Origin of the sequence: uncultured Nonlabens sp., assembly GCF_947495285.1 — a bacterium.
Taxonomy (GTDB): domain Bacteria; phylum Bacteroidota; class Bacteroidia; order Flavobacteriales; family Flavobacteriaceae; genus Nonlabens.
Window position 1 is genome coordinate 89,543 of record NZ_CANLXZ010000010.1, and the last position, 11,492, is coordinate 101,034.

The window sequence follows — 11,492 nt, forward strand, 5'->3', positions numbered from 1 at the left end:
ATGAAAGACCAAACGATATTTGATCAGTTTGCCAAAAAAGGCAAAGGACAGAAATTGCGAACAGACGGTAAGGCTGTAATATACACTAGGGTATCAACAAAAGAGCAAGCGGAGAACAACGCTAGTTTAGAAACTCAGTTAAAATACTGTAAGGAACTTGCAAATAAAAAAGGACTTGAAGTAAGCGAGTATTTTGGCGGAACCTATGAGTCAGCTAAGAGTGATGAACGTAAGGAATTTCAAAAGATGCTTAACTATGTGAAGCGAAGAAGCAACGTAGGCTATATCATTGTCTATTCTTACGATAGATTTTCGAGAACTGGTGCAAACGGTGCTTATATAAGTGATCAGCTCAAAAGACAAGGAATTGTAACAATATCAGCCACCCAAGAGGTCGACACTTCCACGAGTGCAGGATCATTCCAACAGAACCTTTACTATATGTTTTCTCAATTTGACAATGAATTGAGGCGAGACAAATCTGTATCTGGAATGCAAGAGAAGCTTCGCAAAGGGCATTGGACAGGTGCATATCCATTTGGATATACTAATGCTAATCCAGGAAAAGGAAAAACTCCAAAATTTGTTATTACTAAAGAAGGAAAGCTATTGAAGCAGGCCTTTTTGTGGAAAGCAAACAGCAATATGTCTCACGTTGAAATTGCAAATAAGCTACAAGAAAAAGGGCTTAAAATAAACGATAAGAGATTGAGCGTTCTATTTAGAAATCCATTCTATTGTGGACTTATTGTAAATAGCTTAATACCAGGAGAAGTTATTGAAGGTATTCATCAGCCTATGATAACTAAAGAACTATTTCTTAAAATTCACAACCTATTGAATACAGGAACTGAAACCAGAAAATACTGTGTGGATGACGAAAACTTGCCTCTAAAAACATTCTTGAAATCCACGACTTGTGGTACTCCATACACAGGATTTATAGTAAAGAAAAAAGGACTTTACTACTACAAAAACCGTCGTAAGGGAAGTAAGGAAAATAGAAGTGCGAAAAAACTGCACCGAGAGTTTTTAGAGCTTTTAGAGACTTACAAGCTAAAGGATAAGAAGTTTGTAGCACCATTAAAAGAAATGGTCTATGACACCTTTGTTAGTATGAATGAAGAAGCTATTAAGGAAACTAAAGAACTATCAACTGGTATAGTTGCTCTTGAAATGAAACTAGATCGTTTAGAAGAACGTTACGTTTTTGAAGAAATAAATAAGTCTCAATACGACAGATTCAGGACGAAGTTAGTAGCAGAAGTTAATCAGAAAAAGAAAAATTTATTAAAACATAGCTTCGATAGTTCAAACCTTAAGAAGTCGATAAATATTGCGTTGAAGTATGCGCTTAACCTACCGTTATTGTGGAGTTCCGGGGATATTGAAGTTAAAAGAAAACTTCAATATATGGTCTTTCCAGACGGTTTAGGGTATGACTTCCAAAACAAGAGAGTTCAAACTTTTAGAGTCAACTCTATTTTTGCTCAAATCGCCTGTATATCAGATAAGTTAGGAGCAAATAAAAACGGGAACTTTCAAAATAATATTGAAAATTCCCGTTTAGTGACCTCGACAGGATTCAAACCTGTAACCTCTTGAGCCGTAATCAAGTGCGCTATTCAGTTGCGCCACGAGGCCAATCTATATTACTTTAAGGTAGTAATTTAAAATAAGTATGAAACTTATAACCTGTGCTATTAATCATTATTCTGTTAGCGGTTGCAAATATAGTTTAATTTTAAAATGTGCCAAGCCTTTTCAAGAAAAAAAATAAAAAAAATAAAACTATCAATAATCTTTACTATCTCTAATTTAAACACCACTTTATAACCTTTATTAGAAACCCTTTTTTATATTTAGCTCATGAATAATACTACACTCTCTAAATTTATTAAAGACATACCTGACTTTCCTAAAAAAGGAATTACTTTTAAAGATATTTCTCCGCTTCTAGCTTCAAAAGAAGCAAGAGAATCGATGACTCAATCTCTTATTGCTCCATTTAAAGATAAAAATATAGATGTGGTTATAGGAATAGAGTCTAGAGGTTTTCTATTTGGGATGTTAATGGCCGATGCTCTGAATGCAAAATTTGTAATGATGCGCAAACCTGGCAAATTACCAGGTAAGATCATATCCCAAGAATATCAACTGGAATACGGTACTGACACTCTAGAAATTCAAAAAGACAGCCTGTCATCACAGGACTATGTCTTAATTCATGATGATGTACTTGCTACAGGTGGCACTGCAGCTGCTGCCTCTTCTTTAATAGAACAAACTGGTGCTACAACCATAGGATATAGTTTTATAATAGAACTGGATTTTTTAAACGGTAGGAATCTTTTAAAAAACCCTAACGTAAACTCTATTTTACAGTATTGAGAACTAACTTGAGTACTGCACTACCTAAGGGTTTTAAAAAACGCTATAAACTTTGTAATTTAAAATCAATCCTGTCCTAATTAAATTTACGACATAAAAAGTCCTTCCTCTTCAGTCTACTTTGAGACATTTTAGATTGATTATTAAAATAGAACTTCTTGTGTATGTATTGATTTTGTGATGGCAGTCCCTCTATAAAAGGACGATCGAGCCATTATTCTAAATAAATTTTCACAAATAAGTTTAGTCTCATAAAAACTACTAGATTGGGTACATACCGTTTATATAGTGCTATTGAATTTAAGGCTTTTAAAAAAGAATAGGTATCAATGCCCACCCTATCTCTATCATTACCGCATTTTTTTACTTGTACCTATTAATGATGAGATATGAAGCCGTTGTTTTTATATCCCTAAAAAAAATCAATATCCATCATGCTTTATATAGTTCGATAATGAGATTTGCATGTTATATGCTTAGTAACAAACTGACACAGTAACATTGAAACTAGATCATTACACTATTAAATCCCTTCTGATGCTTATCGGACTGTTTAATCTTAACCAGTTTTTTTTTAATGCAGGACTGTCTCATTTAAGAGGTACCTGAGAAAACAACGTTATTTTAGACATAAAAAAGGGTTTTAGTTTTATTTTACTCCTTAAAAATATAACTTTAAGGAACAAAAACACATTCTCTTTTTGATCATTAAGGACCCTATTGATTTGCGATATAAAAGTTTACTCATTAAACCTTATTATGATAATTATAGATTTAAATCGTTAAATCACAAAGAAATAACAAACTATTCCTTTTCTATTTACCTCGTATCTCACAGCTCAAAATTAAAGTGGTGGATTCCTTAAATCGTGCTTATGTGAACTAATAAGAAACTAACCTGTTCCAGCTAGACTTAAAATCTTTATCAAATAAAACTACTTTGTGCTGTAAAGTTTTTAAACTATTAAATCTCTTTATTTGTTTAGGGCTTAAAAACTGTGCGCCGCTCTTATTCATTCCTAATGCGCTATTAATTTTAGTACGCTGCAATTTACTTAACGGTAAGTATTTATAATTACTATGTTTAAGGTAATAATCTTCATCTTTACTCGATGCATAATAAGACTTATCGGCATCTATCTGTTTCATGTCATTATGGATAGCAAATTGATCTAGTTGCTTATTACTAGTCACGGTTTTATCATAAGTTACCTTTACAACCTCATGCCCCTTCATAAAACCAGCCTCTGTATTCAACACACCTATTTGTGAACCTAGCTCTTTTTCTCCAGTCCAGAAACAGTACATGCTGTAATAGCGATCTTGTTGACTAGAATTACCTGCATGCAACTCTTCTCCTAACAGTTTCATATAAGCAGGTATTTTTTTCTTATAAGTAACTAGCGCTTCTTCCATAGCTGTGTAAAGTCCTTGTGCCGTATAATTACCTGCTACACGTTTTACCATTTTATCACCTTTGTCATTTACAATATTAACCACGGGATTATTCCAGGCACTTTCAGTATATTTTTCTAGAATAATACGATCCTTACCTCCTTTATTGTTGTAAATCGCAAGTGGCACAAACTCGTTCTCAATAACTTCTGTCATTAAGGGATGACTCAATACATTTTTACCATAATTTTTACAAGTAGAACAGCCTGGCACCTCTTGAAATAAAATTAAAACCGGCTTACCAGACTTTTTAGAACTCTTAAGAGCCTGATCATAATCTCTATACCATGAAACTTTACCCAATTCTGTAGGTTGATTAGATGGATTTGTACGCGTTTGTGCTGTGGACGTTGCTACAACTGCGACTAAAAATGCGTAACATAGAATTATCTTTAAAATATTCATATCTTTTCTTTTGATTTAAAAGTAAAAGAAGAGTATAAAGGAAATGTCACGGTAGTATAAACTTTTTGCGATTCATTAAGTTTATGAGGTTTCCGCTTTCGCGAAAGCGAGAATAAATCCAACTCTATTCATCTAACACTTCTGATGCCCAATCGATAGCTTCTAAAACAGTAGATACCACCATGAATCTCTTTGAATAGAATTCACTCTCAAAAAGAGCTGTTTTCTTACCTATTACAGAAGTCGTGATAATACAAACTCCTATAAGATTATCAATTTTTGAAGTTTCAAAGTAGGTTATAGGATTTACATTGTAGTCCAGCGTACGATTAGAAATGTACACCCATTTTCTATCTGTAAAGTAATTCAAGATAATATCTCTCATCTCGTCATTATTTTCAGGGTTAAGAACTACTCCTTCATTTATTTGAGCTATTACATAATTTTTAAATATAAAAAGCTCACCATAATCTAGATTATGATATAAAATTCGTGACATAGATAGGTTGGTTTATTAATGCAAAATAAACATTAACATCCTTACCGAATATATCTATTCCAAAAAATAGTTATAAACTAACATTTAATAGTATCGTGATCGATTTTTATCGATAACACGATCCATACAGTTAATCCCATCTATACCAGCACTAATAATACCACCGGCATATCCTGCACCTTCTGCACAGGGATACAACCCTTTAATATCCACATGCTCGAGGGTTATAGGGTCTCTAGGTATATTGATAGGTGAACTGGTTCTACTTTCTGGAGCGTGTAATACAGCATTATTAGTATAATATCCTTTCATTTTTTTACCAAATGCTAGGAAAGCAACCCTTAAACGACTGGCTAGCATTTCTGGTAATACTTTATTTAAATCTACACTAGTTAATCCAGGATGATAAGAAGTTTTAGGAAAATTTACAGACACCTTTCCCTCTACAAAATCCATCATACGCTGCGCTGGTACGCGTTGCGTTTTCCCTGCAGCAACCCAACAATCGTATTCTACTTTTTTTTGAAAATCTAATGATACAAAAGGATCGTTAGGGTTATTAGGGTCATAATTAGGAAGATCTCCTGGAGAGACGCTTACCACTATCCCACTGTTAGAATATGGATTATTACGTTTACTAGGGCTCCATCCATTAGTAACTACCTCTTCTGTATCTGTAGCGCAGGGTGCAATTATACCGCCGGGACACATACAAAAAGAGTAAACACCCATACCGTCCACCTGTTCTACTAGGCTGTAACTAGCTGGTGGTAGATATGGGTTTTGATCGTCTCCATGATATTGAATCTGGTCTATGAGCTCTTGTTGATGTTCTATTCTTACTCCTATTGCAAATGGTTTTGCGAGTATCTTTACATCTCTTTTATGCAATAAATTAAATACATCTCTAGCAGAGTGTCCAGTGGCTAGAATTACGTTATCGTACTCCTTCCACTCTGTATTATTTATTTGTATTGCTTTCATATGATTATTCTCATGACGTAGGTCGGTCATCTTAGAATTAAAATACACCTCTCCACCAGCCTCAAGAATAGCCTCTCTCATGGAGGTTATTATTTGCGGCAGCTTATTAGTCCCTATATGTGGATGGGCATCTACTAAAATATCGGGCGTCGCACCAAAATCTACAAACCATTCTAGCGCTTTGAGAACGTTACCACGTTTCTTTGATCTAGTATACAGTTTACCATCACTATAAGTACCTGCACCACCTTCTCCAAAACAGTAATTTGATTCTGGATTAACAGCATGATCTTTATTAATAGCAGCAAGATCACGTCTTCTAGAGCGTACATCTTTGCCTCTTTCATAAACTATAGGTTTAAGACCACCTTCTACAGCTCTTAAAGCGGCATATAATCCAGCTGGTCCTGCACCTATTATAGCTACTTCAGTGGCAGCAGACACGTCTTGTATTTTATAGACATTTCTTTCAGGGATTTCTTCTCCTGTAAGCCATAATTCTATTTGCAAGTTGTACTTTACTCTCTTCTGTCTGGCATCTATAGATCTTTTTCTAACCTTCCATTTTTGAACGTCATCCATACGCAGGCTTAATTTTTCAAAAACCTTATGTAGTATATGGTCTTCGTCTTCAAGATGATGCGGTAAAACAGAAATTTGCACAAGTTTGCTCATGGTACAAAGGTAATAGAGAATATACCAATAAAAGGAAAACATATAAATGAAAAAAAGCCTTTTCCATAAGTATGAAAAAGGCTTTTATGAAAATGGTTCATAGGTTTACTTACTGTACTTCTTTAAGTTTTCTATTTGTGATTCTATGGCAGTTTTAAACTCTGTTTTCATTCTATTGAGTAAGTCAGATACTGGTACAGAATCTTTAATAGTAGCACTACCTTGTCCTGCGCTCCATATGGTTTTCCACGCTTTGGCCTCGGTATTCATTTCTTTACCAAAATCAATTTTAACCTTGGCCTTCATTTGTTCTTCTGTAATACCAGCTGCATTTAAACTAGCACCTAAAAAGTTTGCGCTAACTCCAGAAATAGCAGCTGTATAAACTATATCGCTACAACCAGCGTCTATTATCATCTCGCGATAATCATCTGTCGCCTTAGACTCATCTGTATTAATAAAACGTGTACCCATGTAAGCGAGATCTGCACCCATTTGTAATGCACTAGCCACATCCTGACCAGAACTCATTGCGCCAGAAAGTAAAATAGTCCCTTTAAAAAATTCTTTAGTCTCTCTTATAAAAGGCATAGGATTATTAGTCCCAGCATGACCACCTGCTCCTGCACAAACTAGTATTAACCCATCCACACCAGCTTCTTGAGCTTTTTGAGCATGGCGTTTCTTAATTACATCATGAAATACAATTCCTCCATAACTATGTACAGCATCTACCACATCGCTCACAGCACCTAATGAGGTGATAATAAGTGGTACTTTATGTTTTGCACACAGTCTTAAATCTGCTTCTAATCTTGGGTTACTCTTATGAACAATAAGGTTAACACCAAAAGGTGCCGCCGTCTTTCCTGTTTCTTTTTCCCATCGAGACAGCTCTTCTTTAATCTGTATCAACCATTCTTCAAAACCTTCACTAGAACGCTGATTGAGCGCTGGAAATGTACCCACTATTCCATTTTTACAGCATGAAATAACTAATTCTGGTCCAGAAATTAAAAACATAGGTGCTGCCACAACTGGCAATGATAGTTTATTTGTAAGGTGTGAGGTGGTCATAAAAATAGTTTTTATCAAAGTTAACAAAGTATTACTATGTGTGCACAACAATTTAAAAACATCTTTAAAAAACTTAGTACTGTGTGAATTAATCTCAATAGACATTACATTTGTAACAAATTGATTGCACATACGTTATTTTAAAAATTATAACACCTAGCCATTGAAAAAGTTAATACTATTAAGTGCTTTTATTGTTCTCGCTTTCGCGAAAGCGTACTCACAAAAAGCAACTCTATCAGGAACAATTACTGAAAAAGTGTCTGGAGAAACCATGCTTAACGTAAATATTATTATCACAGATTTAAAAACTGGTACGATAACAAATGAATACGGCTACTACTCTATCACCCTACCTGTAGGAAGCTACAACATTCAATTTACCAGTCTAGGTTATGCTACGATAGAACGTAAGGTCTTATTAAAAGAGAATCTCAAATTAAACGTCTCTCTTAAAGAACAAGAGGAAGAACTCGATGCGATAATACTCACAAACGACGTAGAAAAACTGAATATAAAATCACCTCAAATGAGCGTGAATGCTCTTTCTATAGAAACCATAAAAAAAACACCTGTCGTGCTAGGAGAGACAGACTTAATAAAGTCTCTTACTTTATTACCTGGTGTTACTAATGCTGGCGAGGGCGCCAGTGGCTTTAATGTACGAGGTGGCGCTGCAGACCAGAACCTGGTTCTACTTGATGAGGCTACACTTTATGGAAGTGATCATTTATTTGGTTTTTTCTCTGTATTTAATCCAGATGCAATTAAAGATCTTAAACTGTATAAAGGTGGCATACCTGCCCGTTATGGCGGGCGTGTTTCTAGTGTGCTGGACATCTATCAACGCGATGGTAATAAAAATAAATTGAGCGGTACTGGCGGTATAGGACTAGTGGCAAGCAGGTTGCTGTTAGAAGGTCCTATTATTAAGGAAAAGGCATCCTTTTTAATAGGTGGACGTAGTAGTTATGCTCATTTATTCTTACCTCTAATTGACGTAGATAATGTCGCTTACTTCTATGATTTAAATGCTAAGGCTAGTTTTAATCTAGACGACAATAATCGTTTATACATGTCTAGTTATTTCGGTCGTGACGTTTTTAATGTGGATAAACTTTTCAGCAACACCTTCGGTAATAGTTTTGTAAACCTGAGATGGAACCATCTTTTTAATGATAAATGGTTTTCTAATGCATCGATTATCTATAGTGATTATAATTACGGACTAGAACTGGATTTTGTGCAATTTACCTTTGACAGCGGTATTTCTAATCTTAATGTAAAGTACGACCTCACCCATTTTGTAAATGATAAGGTAAAAATGAGGTATGGAATCAATAGCATTTATTATGAATTTGATCCTGGAAAAATAAAACCTAGTAGCTCTTCTAGTGGTATCAATGAAAGACAACTCGTTAAGAAATATGCATGGGAAAACGGCATTTATGCAGACGGTGAGTTTACCCTAAGCGATAAAATCAATATCAACGCAGGACTAAGAATAAGCAGTTTTAATAGATTAGGACAGGATAGTTTAAACATTTATGAGAATAATGAAGCTCTTACTTATAATGAAGAATTAGAAATCTATGAAAGTGAAGATGCTATAGATACATTTTCTAGCAGCCGCAGTGAAACACTAGAGTCTTTTATTAATCTAGAACCTAGATTTTCTATAGCTTATTCTATAGATGACGATACCAGTTTTAAAGCCAGTTACCAGCGTATTAATCAATACATACATTTAATTTCTAACACTAACGCTCCTACTCCATTTGATTTATATGCGCCTAGTGGTACATTTATAAAACCACAGAAAGGAAACCAAGTAGCTGCTGGTTTTTTTAAAAACAGAGGTGATTATTCTATAGAAACAGAGGTTTTCTTTAAAACCGTAAAAAACAGACTGGACTATATAGATGGTGCTGACCTTATTGCAAACGATGCTGTAGAACAAATACTATTAGAAGGTGAAGCGAGAGCGTATGGTCTAGAATTTTTATTAAGAAAAAACGAAGGTAAATTACAAGGGTGGATAGCTTACACACTTTCTAAAAGTGAACAACGCACGCCTGGAAGAACAGCTGTAGAACCTGGTATAAATAATGGAGAGTGGTATGATGCTGCATGGGACAAAACCCATGACCTTACCATAACAGCAAATTATGAGCTGAATAAAAAATGGGATCTAGGCGCTAACTTTACCTTACAAACAGGACAGCCTGTAACGTACCCAAATGGACAGTATGAATTTAATGGACTATTTGTTCCCACGTTTGAATCCAGAAACAGTAGTAGACTGCCTGTTATCCATAGACTAGACTTTTCGGCAACGTACGTACCTCAACCTGATAAGAAAAAAGGATGGCGATCTAGCTGGGTTTTCAGTTTATATAATGCCTATAATAGACGCAATGCGGTAAGTATATCATTTGCCGAAAATGAAGATACTAACAGAAATGAAGCAACACGTCTATCCATATTTGGTATAGTCCCTGCGGTTACCTATAATTTTAAATTTTAAGTAAATGAAAAAGTTACCTTACCTAATTATCGCACTACTTTTTCTACTATCCTGCTCTGATGTGGTAGAATTAGATCTTAATAGTTCAGACCCTAGACTGGTTATAGATGCTAGACTAGAACTACTAGAAGACGGTACTACAAGTTCTATTATTAAGTTAACTCGCACGGCAGACTTTTATGTAGAAGAAAACCCTAGCGTTACTGATGCAACCGTTTTTATAACCGAAGATAACGGTACGGTACACAACTTTACAACCACAGGTAATCTGGGTATTTACACAAACAACACTATAAACCTACAGGATAATAACATCTACACGCTAACCATTATAGATCAAGGAGAAACCTATACCAGTAGTGAGCAACTAGAGCGCACCTCTACATTTACTGGTGTAGAACAAGAATCTTTTAACGGTTTTGATGACGAATTTTTACAAATAACGGCGTCTTTTGATGATCCTGAAGGGCTAGGCGATTTTTATCTATTTAAGTATGACGATATAGATAATGATCAAATAGACATAGGAAATGATGAATTTATAGACGGCAATAATGGCGATACCATTTTCTTCGTAGAAAATGCTGTACCTGGCACCGTTGCTACTTTAAGAATAATAGGAATAGACCAGAGATGCTATAATTTTTATAACGTATTATTGCAACAGGCTGAGGATGGTGGCAATCCATTTGCTGCACAACCTGCTGTAGTGAGAGGTAATATTATAAATATTATGGATTCCACTCGTTATCCATTTGGGTATTTTAGAATATCAGAAGTTTTTGAAGTAGAATATACTATCGAGTAATAGTTCAATTAGGTACATTCATAGAATACGCAATTATTTGATTTACATATTTTTGTGTTTACATAAAAATAGAAAAAATGCTGTTTTACCTGGTATTGCAGTTTAAATTTTAAATATACCTAAGACTCTAAAAAAATATAATTCATAGAGTCGTTATTCTGTTTTTTTACTCCAGCGTTGATGATTACTTATTTTCTTGTCGTTTTCTATAATGTGAAAAAAGTACACCTTAACTTTTTAACCTGAGTTCGATTAATAAAAAGTCAATTGATTGGACTTTACTGTTTGATTTTTAATAGAAGATTTTTTAGCCAAGAAGCTATATGCTATAAGAACTGCAGCTATAGTTGAGAAAAAATTACAAGACGGCTTTTGTGTCTAGAATGTTCTATTTCATAGATATTTTTAAGTTCATCATTTAGTGTTATAATAACAGCGTTTACAAGGTAAAACTTATCACTCATTAACCTTAAAGAATTCTTCATGTTATATTTGACACCTTTGCCCGAGGTTTATATTTTTGTAGTTTTTCATGCAAGAATAATACCAATTTACTTTTGAAAAGTCTCTATGAAAGCATTTTTATAATGATGGTTACTAGTTATTGATTTTATGGTCTGGCTACTCATACCAACTACTGTTGTGTGCAACCATTTTTTCAGTTCTCCCAT

General features: G+C 34.5%; 9 protein-coding genes and 1 tRNA gene. 4 read left to right on the forward strand and 6 right to left on the reverse strand.

Translation table 11 applies throughout. The features are described 5' to 3' along the window. A complete protein-coding gene (locus tag Q0838_RS06035) occupies positions 1-1,605 on the forward strand; it encodes a recombinase family protein (protein ID WP_298952387.1) in 1,605 nt (534 codons plus the stop codon). On the opposite strand, the gene Q0838_RS06040 is transcribed toward Q0838_RS06035, so the two are convergent. Further along, positions 1,571-1,644 (reverse strand) — tRNA-Arg (locus Q0838_RS06040). The two genes, Q0838_RS06035 and Q0838_RS06040, sit on opposite strands and share 35 nt — an antisense overlap. 225 nt (positions 1,645-1,869) lie before the next feature. Between Q0838_RS06040 and Q0838_RS06045 the strand changes: the two genes are divergently transcribed. Beyond that, positions 1,870-2,391 (forward strand): adenine phosphoribosyltransferase, encoded by a 522-nt coding sequence (locus Q0838_RS06045; protein ID WP_298952389.1) that lies wholly within the window; start codon positions 1,870-1,872, stop codon positions 2,389-2,391. A gap of 882 nt (positions 2,392-3,273) precedes the next feature. Here the strand turns inward: Q0838_RS06045 and Q0838_RS06050 are convergent. From Q0838_RS06050 to Q0838_RS06065, 4 genes are all read right to left on the reverse strand, one after another. Then, positions 3,274-4,251 (reverse strand): VPGUxxT family thioredoxin-like (seleno)protein, type 2, encoded by a 978-nt coding sequence (locus Q0838_RS06050; protein ID WP_298952391.1) that lies wholly within the window; start codon positions 4,249-4,251, stop codon positions 3,274-3,276. Between the two features lie 124 nt (positions 4,252-4,375). Continuing rightward, the gene (locus Q0838_RS06055) at positions 4,376-4,750 is read right to left on the reverse strand and encodes a hypothetical protein (RefSeq protein ID WP_298952393.1); all 375 of its coding nucleotides are present in this window, start codon (positions 4,748-4,750) and stop codon (positions 4,376-4,378) included. A gap of 84 nt (positions 4,751-4,834) precedes the next feature. Then, a complete protein-coding gene (locus tag Q0838_RS06060) occupies positions 4,835-6,409 on the reverse strand; it encodes an NAD(P)/FAD-dependent oxidoreductase (protein ID WP_298952395.1) in 1,575 nt (524 codons plus the stop codon). A gap of 105 nt (positions 6,410-6,514) precedes the next feature. Then, positions 6,515-7,486, reverse strand: coding sequence for a nitronate monooxygenase (locus Q0838_RS06065; RefSeq protein WP_298952397.1), 972 nt, complete (start codon positions 7,484-7,486; stop codon positions 6,515-6,517). Positions 7,487-7,649: 163 nt separating this feature from the next. Here Q0838_RS06065 and Q0838_RS06070 point away from each other — a divergent pair, with 163 nt between their 5' ends. Continuing rightward, positions 7,650-10,013: a TonB-dependent receptor gene (locus Q0838_RS06070; RefSeq protein ID WP_298952399.1), complete on the forward strand. Its 2,364-nt coding sequence runs from the start codon at positions 7,650-7,652 to the stop codon at positions 10,011-10,013. Between the two features lie 4 nt (positions 10,014-10,017). Then, the gene (locus tag Q0838_RS06075) at positions 10,018-10,821 is read left to right on the forward strand and encodes a DUF4249 family protein (protein ID WP_298952401.1); all 804 of its coding nucleotides are present in this window, start codon (positions 10,018-10,020) and stop codon (positions 10,819-10,821) included. Between the two features lie 341 nt (positions 10,822-11,162). Here the strand turns inward: Q0838_RS06075 and Q0838_RS14360 are convergent, their stop codons facing one another. Further along, positions 11,163-11,306: a transposase gene (locus Q0838_RS14360; protein WP_366942020.1), complete on the reverse strand. Its 144-nt coding sequence runs from the start codon at positions 11,304-11,306 to the stop codon at positions 11,163-11,165. Between the last annotated feature and the right edge of the window lie 186 nt (positions 11,307-11,492).

Bases quoted from the DNA above. Each gene is read 5' to 3' on its own strand.
- Q0838_RS06050 (WP_298952391.1), bottom strand. From the start codon at position 4,251: ATGAATATTTTAAAGATAATTCTATGTTACGCATTTTTAGTCGCAGTT.
- Q0838_RS06075 (WP_298952401.1), top strand. From the start codon at position 10,018: ATGAAAAAGTTACCTTACCTAATTATCGCACTACTTTTTCTACTATCC.
- Q0838_RS06060 (WP_298952395.1), bottom strand. From the start codon at position 6,409: ATGAGCAAACTTGTGCAAATTTCTGTTTTACCGCATCATCTTGAAGAC.
- Q0838_RS14360 (WP_366942020.1), bottom strand. From the start codon at position 11,306: ATGAAGAATTCTTTAAGGTTAATGAGTGATAAGTTTTACCTTGTAAAC.
- Q0838_RS06065 (WP_298952397.1), bottom strand. From the start codon at position 7,486: ATGACCACCTCACACCTTACAAATAAACTATCATTGCCAGTTGTGGCA.
- Q0838_RS06035 (WP_298952387.1), top strand. From the start codon at position 1: ATGAAAGACCAAACGATATTTGATCAGTTTGCCAAAAAAGGCAAAGGA.
- Q0838_RS06045 (WP_298952389.1), top strand. From the start codon at position 1,870: ATGAATAATACTACACTCTCTAAATTTATTAAAGACATACCTGACTTT.
- Q0838_RS06055 (WP_298952393.1), bottom strand. From the start codon at position 4,750: ATGTCACGAATTTTATATCATAATCTAGATTATGGTGAGCTTTTTATA.